Source organism: Bradyrhizobium sp. TM233 (genome assembly GCF_036247965.1).
GTDB lineage: Bacteria > Pseudomonadota > Alphaproteobacteria > Rhizobiales > Xanthobacteraceae > Bradyrhizobium > Bradyrhizobium ottawaense.
Genome location: NZ_BTIG01000003.1, coordinates 429,685 through 452,658 on the forward strand (window position 1 = coordinate 429,685; position 22,974 = coordinate 452,658).

The 22,974-nt window shown below is 64.3% G+C and carries 27 protein-coding genes; 19 read left to right on the forward strand and 8 right to left on the reverse strand.

Annotated features, from left to right (window positions below; all coding sequences use genetic code 11):
• Positions 1-12: 12 nt before the first annotated feature.
• Complete coding sequence (locus tag AABA86_RS09205; RefSeq protein ID WP_338306514.1) at positions 13-1,176, forward strand: GNAT family N-acetyltransferase; 1,164 nt, start codon at positions 13-15, stop codon at positions 1,174-1,176.
• Between the two features lie 6 nt (positions 1,177-1,182).
• Here the strand turns inward: AABA86_RS09205 and AABA86_RS09210 are convergent, their stop codons facing one another.
• Positions 1,183-1,848, reverse strand: coding sequence for a DsbA family oxidoreductase (locus tag AABA86_RS09210; RefSeq protein WP_166468788.1), 666 nt, complete (start codon positions 1,846-1,848; stop codon positions 1,183-1,185).
• Positions 1,849-1,954: 106 nt separating this feature from the next.
• On the reverse strand, positions 1,955-2,776 hold the full coding sequence (locus tag AABA86_RS09215; protein ID WP_338306515.1) for a helix-turn-helix domain-containing protein: 822 nt from the start codon (positions 2,774-2,776) through the stop codon (positions 1,955-1,957).
• Positions 2,777-2,877: 101 nt separating this feature from the next.
• Between AABA86_RS09215 and AABA86_RS09220 the strand changes: the two genes are divergently transcribed.
• Both AABA86_RS09220 and AABA86_RS09225 read left to right on the forward strand, forming a co-directional pair.
• Entirely contained in the window at positions 2,878-3,108 is a 231-nt protein-coding gene (locus AABA86_RS09220) for a hypothetical protein (RefSeq protein ID WP_212252865.1), read from the forward strand.
• 38 nt (positions 3,109-3,146) lie between these two features.
• Positions 3,147-3,545: a hypothetical protein gene (locus tag AABA86_RS09225; protein ID WP_338306516.1), complete on the forward strand. Its 399-nt coding sequence runs from the start codon at positions 3,147-3,149 to the stop codon at positions 3,543-3,545.
• Between the two features lie 43 nt (positions 3,546-3,588).
• Here AABA86_RS09225 and AABA86_RS09230 read toward each other — a convergent pair whose 3' ends face one another.
• Positions 3,589-4,152: an SET domain-containing protein gene (locus AABA86_RS09230; protein ID WP_212252869.1), complete on the reverse strand. Its 564-nt coding sequence runs from the start codon at positions 4,150-4,152 to the stop codon at positions 3,589-3,591.
• A gap of 163 nt (positions 4,153-4,315) precedes the next feature.
• Here AABA86_RS09230 and AABA86_RS09235 point away from each other — a divergent pair, with 163 nt between their 5' ends.
• Positions 4,316-4,921: a hypothetical protein gene (locus AABA86_RS09235; protein WP_338306728.1), complete on the forward strand. Its 606-nt coding sequence runs from the start codon at positions 4,316-4,318 to the stop codon at positions 4,919-4,921.
• A gap of 21 nt (positions 4,922-4,942) precedes the next feature.
• On the opposite strand, the gene AABA86_RS09240 is transcribed toward AABA86_RS09235, so the two are convergent.
• Entirely contained in the window at positions 4,943-5,686 is a 744-nt protein-coding gene (locus AABA86_RS09240) for a TetR/AcrR family transcriptional regulator (protein ID WP_338306517.1), read from the reverse strand.
• Between the two features lie 106 nt (positions 5,687-5,792).
• Between AABA86_RS09240 and AABA86_RS09245 the strand changes: the two genes are divergently transcribed.
• The 7 genes from AABA86_RS09245 (at position 5,793) to AABA86_RS09275 (ending at position 11,218) form a co-directional block, all read left to right on the forward strand.
• Positions 5,793-7,190: a carotenoid oxygenase family protein gene (locus AABA86_RS09245; RefSeq protein WP_338306518.1), complete on the forward strand. Its 1,398-nt coding sequence runs from the start codon at positions 5,793-5,795 to the stop codon at positions 7,188-7,190.
• Between the two features lie 73 nt (positions 7,191-7,263).
• Positions 7,264-7,539, forward strand: coding sequence for a hypothetical protein (locus AABA86_RS09250; protein WP_338306519.1), 276 nt, complete (start codon positions 7,264-7,266; stop codon positions 7,537-7,539).
• A gap of 76 nt (positions 7,540-7,615) precedes the next feature.
• Positions 7,616-8,191 carry a hypothetical protein gene (locus AABA86_RS09255; protein WP_338306520.1) on the forward strand — a complete coding sequence of 192 codons (576 nt, stop codon included), beginning with the start codon at positions 7,616-7,618 and terminating at the stop codon, positions 8,189-8,191.
• Between the two features lie 12 nt (positions 8,192-8,203).
• On the forward strand, positions 8,204-8,758 hold the full coding sequence (locus tag AABA86_RS09260; RefSeq protein WP_338306521.1) for an inner membrane-spanning protein YciB: 555 nt from the start codon (positions 8,204-8,206) through the stop codon (positions 8,756-8,758).
• Between the two features lie 101 nt (positions 8,759-8,859).
• Positions 8,860-9,156, forward strand: coding sequence for a hypothetical protein (locus AABA86_RS09265; RefSeq protein ID WP_338306522.1), 297 nt, complete (start codon positions 8,860-8,862; stop codon positions 9,154-9,156).
• An 11-nt stretch (positions 9,157-9,167) separates the two neighbouring features.
• Complete coding sequence (locus AABA86_RS09270; protein WP_338306523.1) at positions 9,168-10,088, forward strand: SH3 domain-containing protein; 921 nt, start codon at positions 9,168-9,170, stop codon at positions 10,086-10,088.
• Complete coding sequence (locus AABA86_RS09275) at positions 10,046-11,218, forward strand: DUF3616 domain-containing protein (RefSeq protein ID WP_338306524.1); 1,173 nt, start codon at positions 10,046-10,048, stop codon at positions 11,216-11,218. The genes AABA86_RS09270 and AABA86_RS09275 overlap by 43 nt, the downstream gene beginning before the upstream one ends.
• Before the next feature lie 58 nt (positions 11,219-11,276).
• Here the strand turns inward: AABA86_RS09275 and AABA86_RS09280 are convergent, their stop codons facing one another.
• Together AABA86_RS09280 and AABA86_RS09285 are read right to left on the reverse strand one after the other, a co-directional pair.
• Entirely contained in the window at positions 11,277-12,932 is a 1,656-nt protein-coding gene (locus AABA86_RS09280) for a fumarate hydratase (RefSeq protein ID WP_038948099.1), read from the reverse strand.
• Between the two features lie 399 nt (positions 12,933-13,331).
• Complete coding sequence (locus AABA86_RS09285; protein WP_338306525.1) at positions 13,332-13,562, reverse strand: hypothetical protein; 231 nt, start codon at positions 13,560-13,562, stop codon at positions 13,332-13,334.
• 97 nt (positions 13,563-13,659) lie between these two features.
• Between AABA86_RS09285 and AABA86_RS09290 the strand changes: the two genes are divergently transcribed.
• The 4 genes from AABA86_RS09290 (at position 13,660) to AABA86_RS09305 (ending at position 16,840) form a co-directional block, all read left to right on the forward strand.
• Positions 13,660-14,133: a hypothetical protein gene (locus AABA86_RS09290; RefSeq protein WP_212252894.1), complete on the forward strand. Its 474-nt coding sequence runs from the start codon at positions 13,660-13,662 to the stop codon at positions 14,131-14,133.
• A 269-nt stretch (positions 14,134-14,402) separates the two neighbouring features.
• Positions 14,403-14,576, forward strand: a complete 174-nt coding sequence (locus tag AABA86_RS09295; RefSeq protein WP_018321873.1) for a hypothetical protein — start codon at positions 14,403-14,405, stop codon at positions 14,574-14,576.
• 385 nt (positions 14,577-14,961) lie between these two features.
• Positions 14,962-16,083: a helix-turn-helix transcriptional regulator gene (locus tag AABA86_RS09300; protein WP_212252896.1), complete on the forward strand. Its 1,122-nt coding sequence runs from the start codon at positions 14,962-14,964 to the stop codon at positions 16,081-16,083.
• 82 nt (positions 16,084-16,165) lie between these two features.
• Complete coding sequence (locus tag AABA86_RS09305; RefSeq protein ID WP_212252898.1) at positions 16,166-16,840, forward strand: methyltransferase family protein; 675 nt, start codon at positions 16,166-16,168, stop codon at positions 16,838-16,840.
• Between the two features lie 419 nt (positions 16,841-17,259).
• Here AABA86_RS09305 and AABA86_RS09310 read toward each other — a convergent pair whose 3' ends face one another.
• Positions 17,260-18,141 carry an AraC family transcriptional regulator gene (locus AABA86_RS09310; RefSeq protein WP_338306526.1) on the reverse strand — a complete coding sequence of 294 codons (882 nt, stop codon included), beginning with the start codon at positions 18,139-18,141 and terminating at the stop codon, positions 17,260-17,262.
• 180 nt (positions 18,142-18,321) lie between these two features.
• On the opposite strand from AABA86_RS09310, the gene AABA86_RS09315 reads away from it, so the two are divergent.
• Together AABA86_RS09315 and AABA86_RS09320 are read left to right on the forward strand one after the other, a co-directional pair.
• Complete coding sequence (locus tag AABA86_RS09315) at positions 18,322-19,314, forward strand: zinc-dependent alcohol dehydrogenase family protein (protein WP_212252902.1); 993 nt, start codon at positions 18,322-18,324, stop codon at positions 19,312-19,314.
• A gap of 34 nt (positions 19,315-19,348) precedes the next feature.
• Positions 19,349-19,642: a DUF1330 domain-containing protein gene (locus AABA86_RS09320; protein WP_028142777.1), complete on the forward strand. Its 294-nt coding sequence runs from the start codon at positions 19,349-19,351 to the stop codon at positions 19,640-19,642.
• A gap of 77 nt (positions 19,643-19,719) precedes the next feature.
• On the opposite strand, the gene AABA86_RS09325 is transcribed toward AABA86_RS09320, so the two are convergent.
• Entirely contained in the window at positions 19,720-20,616 is an 897-nt protein-coding gene (locus AABA86_RS09325) for a crotonase/enoyl-CoA hydratase family protein (protein ID WP_338306527.1), read from the reverse strand.
• Positions 20,617-20,701: 85 nt separating this feature from the next.
• On the opposite strand from AABA86_RS09325, the gene AABA86_RS09330 reads away from it, so the two are divergent.
• Together AABA86_RS09330 and AABA86_RS09335 are read left to right on the forward strand one after the other, a co-directional pair.
• Positions 20,702-21,346: a TetR/AcrR family transcriptional regulator gene (locus AABA86_RS09330; protein ID WP_028142775.1), complete on the forward strand. Its 645-nt coding sequence runs from the start codon at positions 20,702-20,704 to the stop codon at positions 21,344-21,346.
• A 2-nt stretch (positions 21,347-21,348) separates the two neighbouring features.
• Positions 21,349-22,974 carry an AMP-binding protein gene (locus tag AABA86_RS09335; protein WP_212252904.1) on the forward strand — a complete coding sequence of 542 codons (1,626 nt, stop codon included), beginning with the start codon at positions 21,349-21,351 and terminating at the stop codon, positions 22,972-22,974.

The window sequence follows — 22,974 nt, forward strand, 5'->3', positions numbered from 1 at the left end:
GGACGAGGGGACGTGGTCGACATCGCGCAGCAGGCAGCGATCCATGCGGCATCGAGAACGGATGCCATGGCGGCGCGCGTCCCGCTCATTGCGATCGATCCCGGCCAGTGGCGCGCGCTCGCGCAGCGGGCGATCGAGCCGAACGGATATTATTTGCCCGCCTGGGAGCTCGCGGTCAGCGCAACCGCGCGCGGCCGCAGCTCAGCCTCGGCGCTGCCCGCATTCGACGGCTCTTCGACGCGGCTGATCGGGCTGATGCCTGTGGTCTCGCTGTGGCACGCGCTCAAAATTCCCCTGCCCGCGCTGGTGAGCGCGCATCCCTACGGCACGCTGTGCAGCCCGCTGATCGACCGCGACGCCCCGATCGAGGCGGCCGCGCGGCTGTTGCAGCGGGCCCGCGAGGCCGGCGCGCGTGCGCTCGTGCTGAACGACGTCGCGCTCGACGGCGCCGCGATGACTGCGCTCAAGCAGGTCCTGAGCCGCGACGGCCTGAAGCCGCGCGTGCTGTCCTCCTACATGCGCGCCAGCCTTGATGCGACACAGGATGACGAAACGCTGCTGCGCGACGCACTCGGCGCCAAGAAGCTCAAGGAGCTGCGCCGACAACGCCATCGCCTCGAAGAGCACGGCCCTGTTACGTTCGACGTCGCACGCAGGCCTGACGAGATCAGACCCGCGCTCGAAACGTTCCTGCAGCTCGAGGCCAGCGGCTGGAAGGGCAAGCGCGGCACTGCGCTGGTGCAGCATGCGGGCGATGCGACCTTCATCCGCCGAGCCGTCCCGGCGCTGGCGGAGACTGCGCAGTGCGAGATCATCACGCTTCGCGCCGGCACGACACCAGTGGCCGCCGGCATCGTGCTGCGCCATCAGGACCGCGCCTTTTTCTTCAAGCTCGGCATCGACGAGCGCTTCGCAAGATATTCGCCGGGCGTGCAGCTCACAATCGAGCTCACCCGCCATCTCTGCGCCGATCCCGCCATCGCCAGCGCGGATTCCACCGCCAGCGCCGATCACCCCATGATCAACCCGATCTGGCGCGGGCGTTTTGCGGTCGGCGACGTGCTGATCCCGCTGCGGCGGCACGATCCGGTCGTGGCGCTGGTGCACGGGGCGTTGGTCGGCCTCAACGCCGCGCACGAAAGCGCGCGGCGCCTGGTCCGCCGGCTCCGCAAATAAGGGAAGCTACTCCGCCGCCTGCGCGTTGATCTCCGCGGAGACCTGGCGGATGGCGCGCGCGAGCAGGTTCGGATCCTGCGCGCCGGAGACGGCGTATTTCTGCGCGAAGACGTAGGTCGGCACGCCCGAGATTCCCTTCTCGGCGGCTTCCTGCGCGTCGGCCGAAACGCGCGCGACGTCTTCGTCGGTGGCAAGGCGCCGGCGCACGTCCTCGGCATCGAGGCCGACATCGGCGGCCGCCTGCACCAGCACGTTCACATCGGTGAGATCGCCGCCGTCGCGGAAATACAGCTCCATCAGGCGCTGCTTCATCTCGGGCGCCTTGCCGATCGCTTCCGCCCACAGGATGAGGCGATGGCAGTCGGTGGTGTTGGGCTGACGCGCCACCAGCTCGGGCTTGTAGAGCAGGCCCTCCTCGCTTGCGGCCGCAACGACGCGCCCGGCAATGCCCTTATAGGCCTCGACCGAGCCGAACTTCTGGGTGAGATAGGCCTCGCGGCTGATGCCCTCGCGCGGCACCCAGGGATTGAGGAAGAACGGGCGGAAATTGAGCTTGACCGGGACGTCTGGCACGAGCGCCAGCGCGCTCTCGATCCGGTGCTTGCCGATATAGCACCAGGGGCACACCACGTCGGAGACGACGTCGATCTGGAGCGGTTTCAGCGTGCTCATGTCAGGCGCCTCCTTCGGGCGATCAAGGTTGGCCCAAAGATAAGCCGAAGCCGCTCGGAGGCAAGGGCGCCAAGGGCTCCAGGTCAAGGGCTCTAGGTCAAGGGCTCTAGGTCATGGCTGCCGCGATCTGCCTCAGCCGCTCTGCGGTGCGCTCGTCGGCCGGGAAGAAGGTCTCCAGCGCCAGCTCCGACAGGGTGATATCGACGGGCGTGCCGAACACCATGGTGGTGGAGAAGAAACTTAGTATCTCCCCGCCGTGGCGCAGCTTGAACGGGATCGCGACATTGTCGCTCGACAGCGGCCCCGCGCGCGCCGGGATGGGGTAGCTCTTGAGATCGTTGTAGAGCTTGATCAGCTCAGGATCGGCCGTCACTTCGCACTGCCGGTGCAGACGCTCCAAAAGGTGGCCGCACCACTCCGCGAGATTGACCGTGCGCGGCGCCAGTGCCTCGGGATGAAAGGCGAGCCGCAGCACGTTGAAGGGCTGACCGAGCAGCCGCTGCGGAATGCCGTCGAGCAGCGGCGCCACCATGCGGTTGGCCGACACCAGGTTCCAGTGCCGGTCCACCGCGAGCGCGGGATTGGGCTCATGCGCCCTCAGCACGAGATCGATCGCCTGGCGGGCTGATTTCAAGGCCGGGTCCTCCAGCTGGCGCTGCGGAAACGCCGGCGCGTAGCCGGCCGCGACCAGCAGCACGTTGCGTTCGCGCAAGGGCACGTCGAGACGCTCGGCGAGCCGCAGCACCATGTCGCGCGAGGGCGCGGCGCGGCCGGTCTCGACGAAGCTGAGGTGACGCGCCGATATTTCGGCCTCGCCCGCGAGATCGAGCTGGCTCATGCGGCGGCGCTGCCGCCATTCGCGCAAATGGTCGCCGATGTGAACCGGCTGGCTGCGGTCGGCCTGCGCCGTGGATGCATGTGCGTTCATGACCAGAAACCTAGCATGCGGATTTCGGCCCTTCCATTACCCGCGAGGTAATCGAATTGGCGCGCCGGCGCGCGCATCTTCATCGGCGACAGGAGATGACCATGATCGCGCTGCTGCTCTACCGGACCGTCGCAGACCACCTTGTTCCCTGGGCCATGGCCTTCGCAACGCGGATGCTGGCGCGCAGCCTCAACATGCCCGAGCCGCTGGTGCACTCGACCGGCGACTATGTGCTCGCGCAGGTCACGGCCTTCGAGCACGGCGTCGGCAGGAGCCTCTGTCCGTTCCGCCTCGCCCGCCTGGTCCGCGCCTGGTGGCGCGGACGGCACTGAGTTTCACCCCGAGCCCACCCCAACCACGGAGACCTCCGATGATCGACACTTCCACCTTCCTGCGCCGCGCGCTGCTTGCCGATGCCATCTTCAGCGGCGTCGCCGCCCTCGGCTTCAGCTTCGGCGCGAGCGCGTTCGCGACGCTGTTCAACCTGCCGGAAGCGCTGCTGCGCGAGACCGGCCTGTTCCTGATCGCCTACGCCGCGCTGGTCGGCTGGCTGGCGTCACGCGCCTCGGTGGCGAAGGCGCTCGTGCTGCTGGTCGTGATCGGCAATGCGGCCTGGACGGTCGGCAGCATTGCGCTGCTGCTCTCGGGCGCGGTGTCGCCGAACCTTGCCGGCGAGCTCATGGTCGTGGCGCAGGCGATCGCCACCGGCGTGTTCGCCGAGCTGCAATATGTGGGATTGCGAAGAAGCGCGAGTGCGGTGGCGGCGTGAGGCCCGGGCTTGGCCGCGCATCATTCGCGGCCATCGCCTGCGACTACGCCCTCGCCCGGCCGACCTTGCCGGCGAAGTGCTTGCCGTTCAGCTTCTTCTTTTTTGCCGTGCTTTTCGTGCCCGCCTTCTTGGCCTTGGCTTCCGTGCGCGCCTTCACCTTGGCGCGCTCGGCCCGCGCCTCGGCGCGCAGCTTCTTGCGCTTCTTCTCGCAAGACTCGCACTTGCAACCGATCGGCTTCAGATAGGCTTTGAAATAGTCGGTGCCGTAATCATAGTTGATCTCGTCACCCGGCTCGATGTTCCTGATGGCGCGGATGAAGACCTTGCGCTCGCGCGGCCGGACGTCGGACTCGGCGTTGGGCCGGCAGGAATGGTTGATGTAGCGGGCCAGATTCTTGCGCACCGAACCGTCGATGGTCCAGCGGCCGTTGAGCTCGAACAGGTACTTGTTCTCGATGTCGTCCTGCTCGGGGATCCGCGAATCCAGGATCGGTCCGTAATAGCGGATGATCCGGGTGCCCTTCTTGATCGGCTTGGTGGCGAAGAGGCCGAGTCCGGTCTTGGAGCGGCCGACGCGGTAGGGTTTTTGCGAGGAGATGGCTGGCATGATCAAGTAAAGGAGGACGCGAACGAGGCTGGAGGAGCCCAAGCGAAGCCGCTCTTCTAGAACGATTCCGCGCCGCTGTCAGGTCTATCCCACCCCTGTTTGAACCTTGCCCACAATGAAGACGTCTGATGGTACGGAGTTCCCAGCGATCGAAGCCCTCATGATGACCCGCATCACCTGCACAGGCCTGGCTGTCTTGATGATTTGCATCGGTCTGAACAGCGCCGGCGCCCAATCCGTGGGCAGCACCTACACCTCGGCGGCGCCAAAGGATTGCCGCCAGATCGGCAAGCCCAGCGAGCTCGACGGCAGCACGACGCGCAGCTGCCCGGGCAAGGACGGCCTTCTGGTGCTGATCGCCGAGGACGATCTTCGCGAAATCGTCTCGATCGGCCGCAATCGCAGGCAAGCAGCCGAGGAACCGGCAGCCAAGGTCTGGTTCGCACCGTTCAATTCGTCGGAGACCACGATCGAATGGCGCGCCGTGGGCGCAAAGCCGTTCGCGATCATCCAGCGCTGGCACATCGCCGACAATGCCGATCCCGACAAGCAGGGCCGGCCGAACACCAAGGCTATGCTGGTCGTGACCCGGCTGCCGCCGGGCCCGGTCTGTCACGTCGCCTATGTCGATGCGATCGCCAACCCCGCCGCCAATGAGCTTGCGCGCAAGGCCGCGGACGATTTCGCCCGCGGCTTCATGTGCGGCAAGGACGAGGTGAAGATCATCGGCACGCGCGGCCGCGCCGTCGAGCTTGCGACGATGCGGTAGCGTTGCCTTCGTGCCAGGCGATCAGGGGCCGGGCAGCTTCCCCGCCACCGGCGCCATCAGCATCGCCTCCATTAGCCGCTCGGCCGTCGTTCCCTCAGGCAGACGTCCCAAGATATCCTCGAGCCGTCCGTCGAGCAGCAGCATGGTGAAGCCATGCACCATCGACCAGGCACGTGCGATCGCGGCCCCCTGGCTCAGCGTCAGCGCGTCACCGCTGATCTGCTCCTGCCGCATCATGCCGATCGCATTCGCGAGCCCGGCGAAGGAGGCTTCGGCCGCCTCGTGCAGCGAGGGCCTGGAATAGTCCAGGCGCTCGGTACGGAACATGATGCTGTACATGCCGGGATGGGCTTGCGCGTAGGCGACGTAGGCCTTGGGCCGCGCCAGCGCGGCTTCGAGCGGCGTGGTGGCGGCACCGCAGGATGCCGCCATCGCCGCGTTGAACTGGCGGAAGCCGACGGCCGCGAGTTCGCTGAGCAGGCCGGTGAGATCACCGAAATGGTGGGTGGGTGCGGCATGGGAGACGCCCGCCTCCCGCGCCACTGCGCGCAAGGTGAGGCCGGCGAGTCCGTCGCGCTCCAGCACCCGTTCGGCAGCCTGCAGCAGCGCCTCGCGCAAGGCACCGTGGTGATAGGGCGTCTCGGACTTCGCGCTCGCCGCGCCACGCCTTGGGCGCGATGCCGCAGGCGAATTCGTCTTTCTGGGGGCACGCGCGCGTCGCGCCGTTTCGCTCTTGGTATCGGTCTTGGTGTCGATCTTGGCCATTTGCAAGCTATATGACGCAATATTGACAGTGTAAAGATTTCGCTTGACCGATGCGGCAATCGGCGCTATCCGATCTTTACGATGTAAAGATAGGGAGAGATACGCCGTGCAGCACGACGCCGTCGCCGAGCGCCGCAACAACATCGCGCCGATCCCGTTCGAAGCGGACGCGCCATTCCTGAAGATCATCGGCGAATTGCCGCGCGAGCTGAACGGCACGCTCTATCGCAACGGTCCCAATCCGCAGTTCGATTCCCCCGGCGCCCATTGGTTCGTCGGCGACGGCATGCTGCACGCGTTCCACCTCGACAATGGGCGCGCCAGCTACCGCAACCGCTGGGTCCGCACGCCGAAATGGCTCGCCGAGCACGACGCCGGCCGCGCCTTGTTCGGCGGCTTCGGCCGCAAGCTGCCGGATGCGCCGACTGATCTCACCGACGGCGGCGTCGCCAACACCAACATCATCTTCCATGCCGGCAAGCTGCTGGCGCTGGAAGAGGCGCATCTGCCGACCGAGATCGAGCCGGGCACGCTGGCGACGCGCGGCTATCACAACTACCAGGGCCGCGTCGCCGGCAGCTTCACGGCGCATCCGAAGATCGATCCCGTCACCGGCGAGCTCGTGTTCTTCGGCTACAACGCCGCAGGTCCGTTGACCCCTGCCCTCTCCTACGGCTCGATCGATGCCTCCGGCAAGGCGACCCGCTTCGAGCGGTTCGAGGCGCCCTATGCCAGCATGGTGCACGACTTCATCGTCACCGCGAACCATGTGCTGTTTCCGATCCTGTCGATCACCGGCAGCATGGAGCGCGCGATGCGCGGGCAGCCGCCCTACGCCTGGGAGCCGGACAAGGGCGCCTATGTCGGCGTGATGAAGCGGAGCGGCACCGCAAAGGACATCGTCTGGTTTCGCGGTGAAGCCTGCTACGTCTTCCACATCATGAACGCGTGGGAGGACGACAACCGCATCATCGCCGACGTCATGCAGTTCGAGGAAGCACCGCTGTTTCCGCATCCCGACGGCCGGCCGACCGATCCGGACAAGTCGCGCGCCCGGCACTGCCGCTGGACCTTCGATCTCTCAGGCAATACCGACCGCTTCCAGCAGACCTATCTCGACGATCTCACCGGCGAATTCCCGCGCATCGACGACCGCCACGCCGGGCTGAAGAACCGTCACGGCTGGTACGCCTGCGCCAATCCGAAACTGCCGATGTTCGGCGCGCTCTCCGGCGTCGTCCATGTCGACGGCAACGGAAGACGTCTCGGCCATTATCTGCTGCCCGCCGGCGACACCATCTCCGAACCGGTGTTCGTCGAGCGATCCAAGGATGCGGTCGAAGGCGATGGCTGGCTGCTCGCCGTGGTCTGGCGGGCGCGGGAGAACCGCAGCGACCTCGCGGTGTTCAACGCCACCGATATCGAAGCGGGCCCCGTCGCGCTGGTGCAGCTCGGCCATCGCGTGCCCGACGGCTTTCACGGCAATTGGGTGGGTGCGCAGTAGCTCCCCTCATTCCGCGGCGCGCCACTTGGCGCGCCCGGAGCCACAGCACGGACGTGTCACCAAAGAGGCCCGTATGCAGATGCCCTCAATCACCGCAGACCTCCTCGCCATCCTCGCCATGGTCTGCGCCGCGCTCACGCTCGAGGTGGTCCATCTGCGGCGGAGCGGCCAAGTCATCTTCAACGGCATCTTCAACGGCGGCATCCTGCTCGCCCTCGGCCTCGCGATCGCCTGCGCGCTCCCCATTCTGTCGCGCCTGCCCTGGGCGGAATTGGCCGACGAGGCGTCCGACCAAGCCGTTGCGGCACTTCAACTTTTACATGCCGCCTACATCATTTTGACACTGTAAAGATTTCGCTTGACCCAGCCTCGCCTCTGACCTATTGATCTTTACATCGTAAAGATCGGCCTGACCGAGGTAGGCAATGGCGATTTTCCTGATCCTTGCGCCCTACGGCGCTTACAGCTTCCTGATGCTGGTGACGTCGGCCGCGATGAGCGTGTTCGTGGCCTCCGCGATCTGCCTCGCCACCGTCGCCATCGATGTGGCGCGCGGGCGCTCGGTGAAGACCCTGGCCGCGGGCTCGGCGATCGTGTTCGCCGCAATCGGCCTCTACCTGGCGCTGCTCGACCCGCAGCTCGGCACGCTCGGCGTCAAGCTGTCGGTCGATATCGGCATCTTCGTCATCTCGCTCGGCTCGCTGCTGGTCCGCCGTCCCTTCACGCTGCAATATGCGCTGGAATCAGTGCCGGCCGAGACCGCGGCGATGCCCGGCTTTCTCACCGCCAATTACGTCATCACCGGCGCCTGGACCGTGGCCGCGCTGTTGATGGCGGCCGGCAATCTTGTGCTGCTCTACGTCCCCGGCCTGCCGCTCTGGTCGAGCCTTGCGGTCGCCTTCGCCGCCCGCAACAGCGCGATTTACTTCACAAAATGGTATCCCGAGTATCGCCAGATCAAGTACGGTACGCCCGCCCGCGCATTGCCCAACGCCCGCTGAACAGGATTGACGATGAAGGACGTATTCGCCCGCCTCGCCTCCGATCTCTTCTCCGCCATCGTCTTCCTGGTCGTCTATCTCGTCACCGACAACGTCATCCTGGCGACCTCGGTGGCAGTGGCCGGCGCGATCGCGCAGGTGATCTACGCCCGCATCAAGGGGCAGCAACTCAATTACATGACGTATGCGAGCCTCGCGCTCGTCGTCGGACTGGGCGCGGTCACGCTGCTGACCAATGATCCCCGCTTCATGATGGCAAAGCCTTCGATCGCGCATTTCGCCATCGGCGCGATCATGCTCAAGCGCGGTTGGATGCTGCGCTACATGCCGCCGATCGTCGTCGAGACCGTTCCGGAATACGTGACGGCCGCGGGCTATGCCTGGGCGGTGCTGATATTCGTGATCGGCGTCGGCATGATCGTCGTCGCCTCCACGGGCGATCTGAAGCTGTGGGCGTTCTACCTCACGGTGGTCGCCGGGGGCGCCAAGATTCTCGCCTTCGCCGTGCAGTATGTCGTGCTCCGGCTCATCGTCACCAGCCGCCGTCGCGCCGCCGCCCGCGCTTAAATGCTCTATCGGAGGGTTAGGCAGGAGTTGCGAGTTGGGTTATAGGCTCGCTCGGACTGACCGCGGATCGTCGCGGTCCGCCAGAATTTTGGGAGACGCGAATGGCCGTGGACGGCACCTGGACTCTGACCACGACGACGCCGATGGGCGAGCGCCAGACGACCCTGAGCCTCAAGGCCGCGGGCGGCACGCTCACGGGCACGCAGAGTGCGGAAGGTAATACCACCGAAATTTTCGACGGCACCGTCTCTGGCGACAATGTCTCCTGGAAGGTCTCGATCGACAAACCGATGCCGCTCACGCTCGAATTCACCGGCACCGTCTCCGGCGACAGCATCAGCGGCGAGATGGGCATCGGCCCGATGGGCAGCTTCCCGTTCTCGGGCGCCCGCGCGTAAGGCCGCAGCACATGCGCGTGCTTCGTCTCATCGCGGCGACGATGCTCTGCGTCGCGACGCAAGCGGCGCGCGCGGATGATACCGAACCGGCGTGGCGCGCAAGCGCGCTCGCCATGGTGCCGGCAGGCTATGTCGCCGGCACAGCTTATCGGACTGATGGCTCGACGGGATATCTCGCCGTCTATCCGGCGCCATCGAACGATCCGAAAACACCGGCAAGCGTGTTCGCTGCGCGCCAGGCCCTCGTGGTCAAGCTGACACCGGATGCGACACACGCAGTTTCCGCCGAGTTGAAGCCGCGCGCGGAGCCAGATCCGGACAATGACGAGACCGATTTCGCCAAGCTGCACGCCGATCTCGCCGCGAAGCGCACGACGCTGCCCGATGGCACCGAGCCCTGCAGTCTCGGCGCCTGGTCCATCGACAAGGACCCCGCTGGGCTCAACGTGCGCGCCGAGCCGTCGGCGACAGCGCGTGTGCTCGGCACACTGCCGCCGCCCTACCGCTTGAAGTTGGGAGGCGCTGAGAACACGCCCGATGGCGGCTGGCTCACCGAATTCCGCATCATCGGCTTCAAGAGCGGCTGGTTTCTGATCGAAGGCGCCAAGCCGCCGGGCAAGGACTACGAGGACGAGAAGAGATATCCGCGCAGCGCGCCCAAACCCTATGCCGGGCGCGGCTGGGTCGCCTCCAACAAGGTCGGCGCGAGCTACGCCAACGGCTATACGCGCGCCGGCGGGCTGTTCCAGGCGCCCTTCGTCGATGCCAAATGGATGCCGGCCCAGCGCGAGCTCGGCGGCCCGATCGACGGTGACGGCGGCCCGAAGCGCCTCTTCGCCTGCAGCGGCTTCTGGGGTCTGGTCGAGAGCCATGACGGCGTCCGCGGCTGGTGGCGCGCGCTGTGCTCGAACCAGGTCACGAACTGCAGCTGAGAAGAGAGCGCTCCGCGACATTCTCGCCCTTGCCTTCTTCACAATTGGGGATTGTATTTGAGCATTGCACCCGGGAGGGAAAAATGCCGTACATCACGCATGCATTTCATCGACCACTGACGGCCGCGTTCGTTTGCGTATTGCTGGGGGCAACGATCTCAGCCGCACGCGGTGAATCGTTGCCGCCGAAGATTCCTCCGGAGGCGACCGCCTGGAAGCCCGCCTCGATCTTCGAGAAGGACGACAAGGACGACAAGTTCAAGGATCAGCCGCGCATGAATTTGAGCGGAGCGGCGTGCGTGCCAACCACGCCGAAGTTCACGTCGTGCCTGATTGCCAATGACGAGAAGAAATATGCGCAGTTCTTCTCGATCGAAGGCAACGTCCTCGTTCCCCGGAAGCTCATCCGGCTTTCGGATGACGACAAGGATGCCGATGCCGAAGGCGTCGCGTATGAAAAGGGCTTCTTCTATGTGACCGGCTCGCACGGCCGAAGCCGCAAGAGCGACAAGGAGAATCTGTCGAGCTATGTCGTGTTTCGGATTGCCGTGGATCCGCAAACCGGCGTTCCCAAGACCGAACCCAACGCCAAGAAGGTCGATGGCGTGGAGTCGAGCGCGCGGATGCGCGAGGTCATTGAAAAGGACGAACACGTCAAAGCAAAATTCAACAAGCCGCTTTCGGAAGGCGGGGTCAATATCGAAGGGATTGCGGTCAGGAACGGCCGCATGTACTTCGGATTGCGAGGACCGTCGCTGGAGCAACAGGCCTTCGTTCTCAGCGTCAATGCGGACGCGCTCTTCACCAAGCTCGATGATCTCAAGCCGGAGCCGACCCCGCTAAAGCTGGGGGAGAACACCGGGATACGCGACCTTGCCGTGGTGAACGACGGCATCTTGATCCTCGCAGGCCCGACACGGGACGAAGAGGTTCCCTATACGGTCTGGTTATGGGATGGCAGCAGCAAGACGGCAAAGCCGCTCGCTACGCTCGACCTCAGCACGGTCACAGCGGGCGCCAAAGCCGAGATTTTGGTTCCTCTCGAGGAAGACGCAGCGAGCATTCGCGTCCTCGTGATGTTCGACAGCGCGGAAAATGGCGGTGCCGTCTCGTTCAACGTCAAGCGCTGAGGGCACGCTCCATAGATCGTCCGCCGGTTCAGGAACCGGCGGACGACGCAGGACCTGACTAGCCCAGGTTCAACTCCTTGAAGAAGTCGTTGCCCTTGTCGTCGATGATGATGAAGGCGGGGAAGTCGACGACCTCGATGCGCCAGATCGCTTCCATGCCGAGCTCGGGATATTCGAGCACCTCGACCTTCTTGATGCAGTGCTCGGCAAGGTTCGCCGCGGCGCCGCCGATCGAGCCGAGATAGAAGCCGCCATATTTCTTGCAGGCCTCGCGCACGGCCGGCGCACGGTTGCCCTTGGCCACCATCACCATCGAGCCGCCAGCGGCCTGGAACTGGTCGACGAAGGAATCCATGCGGCCCGCCGTGGTCGGACCGAACGCACCGGAGGCGTAGCCCTCGGGCGTCTTGGCCGGGCCGGCGTAGTAGACCGGGTGGTTCTTGAAGTAATCCGGCAACGGCTCGCCCTTCTCCAGCCGCTCGCGCAGCTTGGCGTGGGCGCTATCGCGCGCGACGATCATGGTGCCGGTCATCGAGACCCGGGTCTTGATCGGATGCTTGGAGAACGTCGCCAGAATGTCCTTCATGGGCTGGTTGAGGTCGATCTTGACGACCTCGCCGCCGAGCGCCTGCTCGACCTGCGGCAGGTATTGCGCCGGGTTGTGCTCGAGCTCCTCGAGATAGACGCCGTCCCTGGTGATCTTGCCGAGCACCTGGCGGTCGGCCGAGCACGACACGCCAAGGCCGATTGGCAGCGAGGCCCCATGACGCGGCATGCGGATCACACGCACGTCGTGGCAGAAATACTTGCCGCCGAACTGCGCGCCGACGCCGAGTGACTGCGTCATCTTGTGGATTTCCTTCTCCATCTCGACGTCGCGGAAGGCGTTGCCGTCGGGCGAGCCGTGGGTCGGCAGCGCATCGAGATAGCGGGCGGAAGCGAGCTTCACCGTCTTCATGCAGAGCTCGGCCGAGGTGCCGCCGATCACGATCGCGAGGTGATAGGGCGGGCACGCCGCGGTGCCCAGCGTCAGGATCTTCTCCTTGAGAAACGCGAGCAGCCGGTCCTTGGTCAACACCGAGGGCGTCGCCTGAAACAGGAAGCTCTTGTTGGCGCTGCCGCCGCCCTTCGCCATGAACATGAACTTGTAGGCGTCATCGCCCTCGGCGTAGATCTCGCACTGCGCCGGCATGTTGTTGGCGGTGTTCTTCTCCTCGTACATCGAGAGCGGCGCGACCTGCGAGTAACGCAAATTGCGGCGCAGGTAAGCATCGCGCGCGCCTTCCGACAGCGCCGCCTCGTCGTCACCGTCGGTGATGACGTTGCAGCCCTTCTTGCCCATGATGATCGCGGTGCCGGTGTCCTGGCACATCGGCAGCACGCCGCCGGCCGCGATGTTGGCGTTCTTCAAGAAGTCCAGCGCGACGAACTTGTCGTTCGGGCTGGCCTCGCCGTCCTCCAGGATCGCGCGAAGCTGCTTCAGATGCCCGGGCCGCAGGTAATGGTTGATGTCGCCGAAAGCCGCCTCCGACAGCGCCCGCAGCGCCTCGCGCGACACCACCAGCATGTCCTTGCCCAGGACCTTCTCGACCCGGACGCCCTCGGCCGTGATCTTCTTGTAGGGCGTCTCGTCCTTGCCCAGCGGGAATAGCGGGGTGTGCTTGTAGGGCGGAACGGGCTTGGACGGGTCGGGGAAGGCGGTCGGAGCGTTCATGGGGCGAATCTCGGGGTTTTGGGGCCCTGGCGGGCCTCTCAGCATAGAAGCGTTCTAAGCCCATTTTGAGCGGAAAAGGAAGCGTCCCGAAGGCCCGCCCGGTCCATCGGCAAGCCCTAGATTTCGCGGTCCCTGGCGCCATGAAGGATGGCCAATACGTCGATCAGCTGGTTTGGCTGATCGACCGCGTAGACGATTGACGTAGGGAGCCTCCACAAGCTCTCGCGTCCCTTCGAGCAAGCCCGGACGACCTATGTGGGGCAGGCCCAAAACGGCAAGACGCTCGATCTTCGCCCTGATGCGATCGGCCACTCTGGCTGCTGCGTGGGGGATTATCCTGTGAAATCCAGTCAATAATCTCGTCGAGATCACGAGCAGCTGACTCGTGAATGACGACCTTCATTCGCCGAGGCGCTGCTTAAGGCGTTGCGTAAACTCCTCAAGCGTGAGCCGGCGGGCGTTCGGATCCGACCGACGGCGGCGAACCTCCTCGACCTGCTCATCGGTTAGTCGATAAACGCTCTCGTCCTGCGACTCCATGAGCATCAGCATCTTCGCTGCGTCCTCCTGGCGCTCGGGCGGCCAGGTCAGAACGCGCTCCAGGACGGCTTTTACCTGCTCCTTGCTCATGTGCCCTTTATATCACGCGCCTGCCAACAAGAAAGACCCCACTCTTGCGCTTCGCGCCCGACGACGCTTGAATGCGCGCCCTAAGGGGCTTTTCATCATGACATTGAAACTGAACGTCCGCGGCGCGATCCTGGTCGCCGCCGCCATCACCGGCCTTGTGACCCTCACCTCGCCCGCACGCGCCGACCGCTGCGACGACAGTGCCAAGGAGCTGGCGAACCAGGTCGACCGCCTCAAGGTGAACTTCCGTGCTGCGAACACCGTTTACCTGACGCACCCGGCGGCCAAGGAGCTGTCCGTGGGTTGCCGCGGCGACAAATATTCCATCGAGCTCTATGCCAAGGGTGATCGCAAGCCGACGCCGGAATTCTATGCGCTGGTGGGGTCGATGGCGGCGATCGTCTTCACCGTGACCAAGGACGATACCACGACGGGCGCCACACGCTGCCTGAAGCGAATGGGTCTGCTGCGCGGCGACAAGATCAGCATGCGCTATCGGCGGCTCAACATGGAATGCACCCGCACCAAGAAGGACGCGTCCATCGCGATCACGCGCGGCAAGGACGAATAGAGAGGGCGTTCGTTCTTTCCATACACTCCGTCATTGCGAGGAGCCCTTGCGACGAAGCAATCCAGGCTGCCTCCGCGGAAATGGTCTGGATTGCTTCGCTGTGCTCGCAATGACGAGGAGAGGTCTCGTCGTCTCACGCAAACGGTCGCGGTGACACCGCAAGACGGCCCATCGACCACGCCGGATCGCTCGCATTTTAACGATTGCCTTGAAGGAATTTTCGCGCCTCGCAGCGCAGGGTCAATTGTTTCCATGTGTGAGGATTGCGGATGAAGGTTTCCACCGTAGCGCCGCCGCCGATCGCGATCGTGGTTCCGAGCTACGACACGACCAAGCAGCAGGACGATCAGACCAAGACCAAGGACGCCGACCCCACCTACAAGCCGCAGCCGCCCGCGCCGCTGCCGCCGGGTCAGGGCACGCGGATCGATCAGCTCGCCTGATCGATCCCCTCGAAGGGGAATCGCCCGATCCCGTCGATCGGGCCTGTTCTGCGTCCCGCCGCATCTTCGCCGGATAGCGGGATCAACATCATGCGCGGCCACGCCGGGACCTGCGCATGATCGCAAGACTGCCCTTCCTTAACACTGCGCGCGTTGCCGCCATGGACGCGCGGTTATTCGCGTCCACGCCAACGCCGCACCGGCCCTCGGTATTCCTCGCCGCGCCCGGCCTGCCCCACCGCGGCCATTTACCCTTCGCGCACGACTGGGTCGCAAACCACGGCTCCGGCCCGGCGCGCCCTTCAAGTGTGATCCGGCTCATCAAATTTCCACATCCGGCGTGCTCATCTGCGAGCCGAAGAGCACGCGTCGATGGGGCAAGCCAATGGAACTGAATGAAGAGCTGCTGTCGCTGGTGGCGGACATCTACGATGCCGCGCTCGATGATTCCCGATGGCCGGCGACCCTGGGCAGCATCGTCGACCTGGCGGGCGGCCAAAGCGGCGGTCTGGTCCGGATCGGAGCAGACGGCGAGGCCGTGATCGCGCATGCCGTCGGTGTCGAGCCGGCCTATGTTCAGTCCTACATCGAAACCTATGAACCGTTCGATCCGTCGCGCAGCGTGCTCCACGCGCCGGTCGGCCAGATCCAGACCATCAGGGACTGGATCGACGTCGACGAATTCCGCACCACCATGTTCTACAACGAATGGACGCGGCCGCAGGGCCTTGAGGACGCCGCCAATATCCTGCTCGACAAATCGCCTGAGGGAATATCCCGCCTCTCGATCATGAAGGCCGGCGGTCCCGTCGACCGCAGGATGTACCAGGTGATCTCCCACCTCGCGCCGCACGTGCAACGGGCCATGGTCGTCAGACAGAAGCTGCAGCAGCAGAACGCACTCGAAACGACGTCGGTCCGCACGCTCGACGCCCTGCGAACCGCCGTCCTGCTGCTCGATGCCGAGGCTCATATCACGCACGCCAATGCGAGCGCGCGCGACATCCTGGACGAGGCCGACGTGCTTCGTTCGGTCCGTGGCCGGCTGGTGACGTCCGAGCCGAATGCCGATCGCGTGCTGCGGCAGGCGCTGGCGGGCACGGTTGTCGGCGACCGCGCGATGACGAGCGCGAGCATCTCGCTGCATCTGACGGCCCGCGACGGCGCGCACTTTGTCGCGCATCTCCTGCCGCTGACCGCCGGGCGCCGGCAGAGGTTCGCAGCGAGCTACGACGCCTGCGCCGTCCTGTTCGTCAGCAAGGCAGCGCTCGATACGATCGTCGCGCCCGACCTCATCCGCAAGCTGTTCAAGCTGACGCCGACCGAGCTGCGCGTCTTCCTGTCCATTGTCGAGATCGGCGGGGTTCCCGACGTGGCCAGGAGCATGGGCATTGCCGAATCCACGATCAAGACCCATCTCGCCCGGATCTTCGCCAAGACCGGAACCAAACGACAGGCGGATCTGGTTCGGCTGATCGCGGCCTTTACACCGCCGATCAAGGTCTGAACCGGTCCCTGTCTCCTCACGCCGCATGTTTGCCGGAAACAGGGCTATCAATGCGCCGGCGTGGGATGGAACGAGATCGACCATGATCGCCAGACTGCTGCTGCAGAACACGATCACCACCGCCGCGATGGGCGCGCTGCTGTTCGCCTCCGCCGGCACCATGCACTGGCCCTCGGCCTGGGTATTCCTCGCCACATGCATCCTGCTCGGCCCGCTCTGCGGCTGGTGGCTCTACCGGATCGATCCGGCGCTGCTCGCCGAGCGGCTGCGGCTGGTGCTGCAGAAGAATCAGCCCGCCGCCGACAAGGTGTTCGTGAGCGTCTTCGTCGTCGCGATGCTGGCCTGGCTGGTGCTGATCGGCATCGACCGGCGCCTTCAATTGTCCGACATGCCGGTCGCGCTCCAGGCGTTCGGCCTTGCGCTATTCCTGGCCTCGACACTGGCCACGATGTGGGTGTTCCGCGAAAACTCGTTCGCTGCGCCGGTGGTGAAGCTGCAGGCCGAGCGCGCGCAGCGCGTGATCTCGACCGGTCCCTACGCCCATGTGCGTCATCCCATGTACAGCGGCATGGTCCTGTTCTTCACCGGCGTGCCGCTCCTGCTGGGCTCGTGGTGGGGACTCGTGATGGTCCCGCTCCTCGTCCTCCTGTTCGCGATCCGCATCGGAATCGAGGAACGCACCTTGCGCGAAGGCCTGCCGGGCTATGCCGACTATGCGGCGCGGGTGCGCTATCGCCTGATGCCGGGCGTTTGGTGAGCGCGCATCGCGCTGCCCTCCTCCGATCGGCTGACGCAGCGGAAAGCGGACTTCGCTAGACAGCGGCAGCACGCAACGCAACGGAAAACGCGACGATGTTCTGCAAGCCGCCTTGCCCCGACGAGCCGGAGCTTTCTCCCGCTCCCGATGCTTCAGAGGATCATCCTGGTCCGGCGCACGCGCAGCCCATCGGAAGCCATGACGTTTTCGGGCGACTGATCGCGCCCGAAGCGGCCGGTCCGGAACGGGGGCTGCCGCCAGCCTCCCTCCGGACCGGCTAAAGTTTCTTCTTTTGACGCGTTTTCTTGACGCGAACCGGTATCCACTTCGCTCGAAAACGCTCTAGCTGGAGCGCAGTCGAGAAGGGCTGAGAGGCCCGCAATATTGACGAAGATCTGGACCCGGCCGCACGCCGCGGATCATAACGCAGGCCTGTTCGCCTCCGCAGCCAAGGTGCGCCGCCACTCTCCAGGCGCCAGTCCCTCGACACGCCGGAAGGCGCGGCTTAGCGCGGTATCGGAGTCATACCCGACCCTGACCGCCACTTCCGCCAAGGCCGCGCCCTTCCGCATCAGGGTTTTGGCGCGATACATCCGCCACCGCGTCACATAGCTCAGCGGCGTCTCTCCGAGAACCGAACGGAAGTTCTGAGCGAAGGTGGAGCGCGAGACGCCTGCGACACGAGCCATCTCCTCGACCGTCCAGTCGCGTGCGATGTCCGCATGAACGGAGCGAATAACCTTGGCCAAGGATCTGTGCCTCAGCGCAGCAAGCCACCCGCCGGCCCGTGTCCCGTCCGCCGCAACCCACGCGCGGATCGTTTGAATGAACAACACGTCCGTCAGTCGCTCTACCACTAAGTCCGCGCCGAGCCCATCTGCGCGGCTTTCCAGGCCAATCAGGCCTAGGGTGGTCTCGAGCAGATCGAGGTCACCATGCGCCAAGCGAACGTGGAGCAGATCGGGCAACAAGGCGAGCAAGGGCTCGGCCGCGATCGGATCGAATGAAAGACGCGCCGATACCATTTCCATCAACGCGCCGTTACCGCCATAGTTGACCGTGCGGTCAGGGATGGTGGTGAAGCCGGTCCCTTCCGAGAAGCCGGGCAGGTCCGCAAACAGGTTCGCACAATCCACGAGGGCACTGTCGGGCCGATCCGCCAGCGCGAACCGCGTGCCTTCCTTGACGATGAGACAATCGCCCTTGGCCACTGGTAGGGGAACCTCACCCTCGGAAAGCCCACACCTTCTGCGATCATCACCAGCCGGGCCTGATAGCCGGTATCGAATGCCACACCCCACGGCGCGGTAAAGCGGAATCGCACATAGAGCGAACTCGCCACGCTCATCGCGCTCACAACGTCGTCGAAGGGATCCATCCCGATTCGATATCGGACGATCGGTCAGGAATCAAGGCGCTTGGGCCATTACTCATACGATCGAGCCAGTCTATCTATCCCACCTCATCGATTGGAGAGGGACATGCGAAGCTACAGAGCTAATAAGATTGGATCGCTCGACGATCTGAAGATCATCGAGGAGGATCTTCCCGTTCCCGGACCTGGACAAGTTCGGGTCAGGGTCCGCGCCACGGCCCTTAACTTTCGCGACCTCGCCCTTCTCACCGGGATATTCCCTGCTCCCGCCAAGGCGGACGTCGTTCCGCTGTCTGATGCGGCTGGTGAAATCGAGGCGGTAGGATCGGATGTAACCCGCTTTGCAATCGGCGACCGCGTTGTCAGCAGCTTCTTTCCGACCTGGTTCGGTGGCGCGTTCGAGGCTGGTGCAGAGCAATATTCGGTCGAACGGGATGGCTGGCTGACCGAGTATAAGGTCGTCGACGCCGAAGCCCTGGTCGCCGCGCCCAATACTTTGTCGTTCGCAGAGGCCGCTGCTCTGACCTGCGCGGGCGTCACTGCTTGGTCGGCTCTTGCCGGCGTCCGGGCGGGCGACATCGTGCTGACGCAAGGCACGGGCGGCGTTTCAATCTTCGCAGTGCAATTGGCCAAAGCGTTGGGTGCGCGTGTCATCGCCACCACCTCAAGCGCGGAAAAGGCCGATCGTCTGCGAGCGCTGGGCGCTGACGAGGTCATCGATTATCGCGCCAATCAGGACTGGGGCTCCACGGCACGCGCAATGACCGATCGTGGGATTGACCGTATCGTGGAGACGGGCGGTGCGACCTCGCTTGCGCAGTCCATCAAGGCAATCGCTCCCAGCGGACAGATTTCGCTGGTCGGCGTGCTCGGCGGCTTTGCGGGCAGCGTCGATTACACGGCGATGTTTTTTAGCTTTGCTCGCTTCCAGACGATCACGACCGGCAGCCGCCGCGATCTTGAGGAGCTCACGCGCTTCGTCGCTCGAACTGGCCTGAAACCCGTCATCGACAGTACCTTCATCTTCGAGGAGGCGCGAGCGGCGATCGAACACCTGGGTCGACGCCAAGTGTTCGGCAAGATCGTCGTTCAGCACTGATTTCATCTTGAACCCTCAACGGAGATTTTAATCGATGAGCGTCTATGCCATCTTCATTCGCGAACGCACCCGCAACGCGGGTGAACTGGAGACCTATGCCGAAATGGTCACCCCCCTACTGGGGAATTCGGGAGCGACGGTTCTCGCGGCCTACGGCGCTCAGGACGTTCTGGAGGGGCCTTCGCCTGAAGGCGTGGTGATGGTCAGCTTCCCGACCATGGAGACCGCGCGCACCTTCTATGACAGCCCCGAATACCAAGCTGCCGTCCGACACCGCTTTTTGGGCGCGGACTATCGATCGATCATCGTTCAGGGGGTCGATGGCTGAGACGGACTGTCCACTTTCGGCGACGTTCTCGAAGAAGGGAAAATCGCGCCGCGATCGATCGCTTCTCGCGCAACACGCTAGGTGCCGCTCTTCAACTCGCTGATCTGCTTGCGTGCCTCGTCGCGCTCCGGAATCGGACGTCCGCTGTCGCGCCACTCGATCGCGGCCTTGAAGCCGTGCTTCTGGGTGTACCGCCTGAACCACAGACCCTCGGGATTGTGACGCGTGATGCCGTCGAACAGGGTGGCGAGCGACTGCGTCTGCTCCAATCCCATATTCAGCATGACTTGGTTGACCACCATTTTATGCATGGCAAGGTGGCTCTTCGGCACCCCGGCGATCCGGTCCGCAAGCTTCCTGGTCGCGTTCTCGAGCTGCTCCATCGGCACGCAGGCGTTGGCCAGACCCCACTCGGCCGCCGTCCGGCCGTCGATCATGTTGCCGGTGAACATGAGCTCTTTCGCGCGCGACGGGCCGAGTTTGAATGTCCACATTGCGGTGGTGGGACATCCCCAGACCCGCGTCGGCATGTAGCCGATCCGGGCGTCCTCTGCCATTACGATCAGGTCGCAGCACAGCGCGATATCACTACCGCCAGCTACCGCCGCGCCGTGGATTTTTGCGATCGTCGGCTTGGAGCATTTCCATAGGCTCATGAAGTTTTCGGTGTTCTTCTTCATGACTGCGTAATCGACGAGCGGATCCCAAGGCTCGCTCTCCTGCTGGCATGGATGCTCGATCTCGCTTTCCGCATAGGCGACGAGATCGTACCCGCCGCAGAAGCCCTTGCCGGCGCCCTCGATAACGAGGACATGCACGTCGTCATTCTTCTCGGCCCACTCCACGGCGGCGCGGATTTCGGCCGGCATCGCATCGTCGATGGCATTGAAGCGTTCCGGGCGGTTGAGGACGAGGCGAGCGATGCGCGGAGCGTCCTCGCGGGTCACGATGCTTAGCGTCGAAAAATTCGGCATAGTATCCTCCGGGCATAAACAGTCAGCATTGACTGTAGCACATCTCATGCTACAGTCAACGCTGACTGTCGATAGGAGGAAGTGCATGTCCAGAGCGGCGAAGTCCGTGCGCGGGTCTGAAGGCTCCGAGACCATGCGATCGAGAGTGCTCGACGCCGCGGTCGAATGTCTGATCGAACACGGCGTAGCCGGCACGACCACCCTCGCTGTCCAGCATCGGGCAGAAGTTAGCCGGGGCGCCCTGCTGCATTATTTCCCCAACCATGCATCGCTTCTGGCCGCGACCGTCGCGGAGCTTGTCCGCCGCAATGAGCGGGCGGTGTCGCAATCCCGCGCGGCGAGCGGCGCATCGTCGGATTCCCTGCAGTCGGCCATCGAGGCCTTGGCCTTCGCCGCCCATCAGCCCGCCTATCTCGCCGAGCTTGAACTCTGGGCCGTCGCACGCACGGACGCGGCTTTGAAGCAGGCGCTCATCGCGGCCGAGCGCGGCGCGCGTCGTGATCTCGAACGAGTCTATTTGCAGCTCTTTGGCAAATGGACGGAATCGGAAGCCTACGATGAATTCGTGGCGCTGACGCTCCATTTCATCAGGGGGTTGGCGATCTCGGACAACCTCCGAAGCTCGGCGCGAAAGCGCGAGCGCCTCATCGCCGCCTGGGCAGAAGCGATGCGGACGGTTCTCGAGACGAAATCCAACGTCCGAAACAGACAAAAGAGTCAGGGGGCTTAGACATGGACGAAACGAGGCTTCGCAATTCCTACTATCCCGCCGATCCGTCGCGGCCGATCCTCGACGTCAGCATCGGTCGTGCTCTCACGTCCGCTGCCGGCACCGTGCCTGATCGCGAAGCGCTGGTCGAAGTCGTTCCGTCATCGATGGCCTCCCCAGTCGGGGCCTCACGCACTGACCGTCGGTGGACGTACGCTCAATTGTACGACGATGCGCGGCGTTGCGCGAGTTGGCTGCTACAACGGGTCGAGAGCGGAGACCGCATCTGCGTCTGGGCCCCGAACGTGCCGGAGTGGGTTGTCTTGCAGTACGGGGCGGCGCTTGCCGGCGTGATCCTGGTCACCGCCAATCCCGCGTTCAAGCCGAGCGAGCTCGAATTCGTTCTTCGGCAGTCCAGATCATCAGCTCTCTTTCATCTATCGAGTTTCCGCGAAGTCGATACAGGTGCCATCGCCCGCGAGTTGGAAGGTCTCGGCATCCACCGCTATTGCTTCGAAGGCTGGCTTGACGAGATCCGCAACACGCCGGAAGCGGCGTTGCCGGAGATCGATTCGCAGCATCCGGCGCAGATCCAGTACACTTCCGGGACCACGGGCAAGCCTAAAGGGGCGCTCCTCCATCACCGCGGCTTGGTGACGAACGCGAGCTATGTGGCGGCCAGAGCAGGTCTAGAAGACAGCGTACTGCTGAGTCCGATGCCGCTCTTTCACACCGCCGGGTCGGTCATGAGCGTGCTCGGCTGCATGACCTCACGCGCGACACTGGTGCTCCCGCTCTTTTTCGATCCGCCAACGGTCCTGCAGGCCATCGAAGCGTCCAGGGCGCAGGTCCTCTTCGGCGTTCCTACGATGCTGCTCGCGCTGATCGAGGCGATGAAGGCCACCCCGCACGATCTGTCGTCCTTGCGTGTGGCGCTGTCCGGGGGCGCTCCGGTCTCGCCGGAGATACACCGTCGCGTGAAAGATGCGCTTGGTCTTCCGGTCGTCACCGTCTTCGGTCAGACCGAGCTCAGCCCGATCGTCGCGCAGACGAGCGACGACGATCCGGAGTTTGAACGGCTTCATACGGTAGGAAAGCCGCTATGGAACGTCGAGGTGCGCATCGCGGATCCCGGCGATTTTCGTGTCTTGCCGACGAGTACAGAGGGCGAAATTCAAGTCCGCGGGTACCAGACGATGATCGGCTATTTCGACGCACCGGACGACACCCAACAGGCTATCACGTCCGACGGATGGCTGCGTACCGGCGATCTGGGAACGATCGACGAGGGCGGCTATATCCGCGTTACCGGTCGCCTCAAGGACATGATCATCCGCGGTGGAGAGAACATCTATCCCGTCGAGATCGAAGCCTGCCTCTTGCGCCATCCGGAGGTCGCCGACGTCGCCGTGTTCGGGGCGCCGGACGAGAAATGGGGCGAAGTCGTCGCAGCAGCCGTTCGCCTGTCGTCAAGCGCTTCAGGATGCGCCGAGCGACTGACTGCGCATTGCCGCGACGCAATGGCCCCACATAAAACGCCGATATTGTGGTTCGCCTGCTCCGAATTTCCGTTGACGGCCTCCGGTAAGGTTCAGAAGTTCCGCCTGCGGGAAGCGCTGGCTGCGGGCTCGCTCGAGCGGATGGACTAG

Bases quoted from the DNA above. Each gene is read 5' to 3' on its own strand.
- AABA86_RS09210 (WP_166468788.1), bottom strand. From the start codon at position 1,848: ATGAGCACGCTGAAACCGCTCCAGATCGACGTCGTCTCCGACGTGGTG.
- AABA86_RS09215 (WP_338306515.1), bottom strand. From the start codon at position 2,776: ATGAACGCACATGCATCCACGGCGCAGGCCGACCGCAGCCAGCCGGTT.
- AABA86_RS09220 (WP_212252865.1), top strand. From the start codon at position 2,878: ATGATCGCGCTGCTGCTCTACCGGACCGTCGCAGACCACCTTGTTCCC.
- AABA86_RS09225 (WP_338306516.1), top strand. From the start codon at position 3,147: ATGATCGACACTTCCACCTTCCTGCGCCGCGCGCTGCTTGCCGATGCC.
- AABA86_RS09230 (WP_212252869.1), bottom strand. From the start codon at position 4,152: ATGCCAGCCATCTCCTCGCAAAAACCCTACCGCGTCGGCCGCTCCAAG.
- AABA86_RS09235 (WP_338306728.1), top strand. From the start codon at position 4,316: ATGACCCGCATCACCTGCACAGGCCTGGCTGTCTTGATGATTTGCATC.
- AABA86_RS09240 (WP_338306517.1), bottom strand. From the start codon at position 5,686: ATGGCCAAGATCGACACCAAGACCGATACCAAGAGCGAAACGGCGCGA.
- AABA86_RS09250 (WP_338306519.1), top strand. From the start codon at position 7,264: ATGCAGATGCCCTCAATCACCGCAGACCTCCTCGCCATCCTCGCCATG.
- AABA86_RS09255 (WP_338306520.1), top strand. From the start codon at position 7,616: ATGGCGATTTTCCTGATCCTTGCGCCCTACGGCGCTTACAGCTTCCTG.
- AABA86_RS09260 (WP_338306521.1), top strand. From the start codon at position 8,204: ATGAAGGACGTATTCGCCCGCCTCGCCTCCGATCTCTTCTCCGCCATC.
- AABA86_RS09265 (WP_338306522.1), top strand. From the start codon at position 8,860: ATGGCCGTGGACGGCACCTGGACTCTGACCACGACGACGCCGATGGGC.
- AABA86_RS09270 (WP_338306523.1), top strand. From the start codon at position 9,168: ATGCGCGTGCTTCGTCTCATCGCGGCGACGATGCTCTGCGTCGCGACG.
- AABA86_RS09280 (WP_038948099.1), bottom strand. From the start codon at position 12,932: ATGAACGCTCCGACCGCCTTCCCCGACCCGTCCAAGCCCGTTCCGCCC.
- AABA86_RS09285 (WP_338306525.1), bottom strand. From the start codon at position 13,562: ATGAGCAAGGAGCAGGTAAAAGCCGTCCTGGAGCGCGTTCTGACCTGG.
- AABA86_RS09290 (WP_212252894.1), top strand. From the start codon at position 13,660: ATGACATTGAAACTGAACGTCCGCGGCGCGATCCTGGTCGCCGCCGCC.
- AABA86_RS09295 (WP_018321873.1), top strand. From the start codon at position 14,403: ATGAAGGTTTCCACCGTAGCGCCGCCGCCGATCGCGATCGTGGTTCCG.
- AABA86_RS09300 (WP_212252896.1), top strand. From the start codon at position 14,962: ATGGAACTGAATGAAGAGCTGCTGTCGCTGGTGGCGGACATCTACGAT.
- AABA86_RS09305 (WP_212252898.1), top strand. From the start codon at position 16,166: ATGATCGCCAGACTGCTGCTGCAGAACACGATCACCACCGCCGCGATG.
- AABA86_RS09315 (WP_212252902.1), top strand. From the start codon at position 18,322: ATGCGAAGCTACAGAGCTAATAAGATTGGATCGCTCGACGATCTGAAG.
- AABA86_RS09320 (WP_028142777.1), top strand. From the start codon at position 19,349: ATGAGCGTCTATGCCATCTTCATTCGCGAACGCACCCGCAACGCGGGT.
- AABA86_RS09325 (WP_338306527.1), bottom strand. From the start codon at position 20,616: ATGCCGAATTTTTCGACGCTAAGCATCGTGACCCGCGAGGACGCTCCG.
- AABA86_RS09330 (WP_028142775.1), top strand. From the start codon at position 20,702: ATGTCCAGAGCGGCGAAGTCCGTGCGCGGGTCTGAAGGCTCCGAGACC.
- AABA86_RS09335 (WP_212252904.1), top strand. From the start codon at position 21,349: ATGGACGAAACGAGGCTTCGCAATTCCTACTATCCCGCCGATCCGTCG.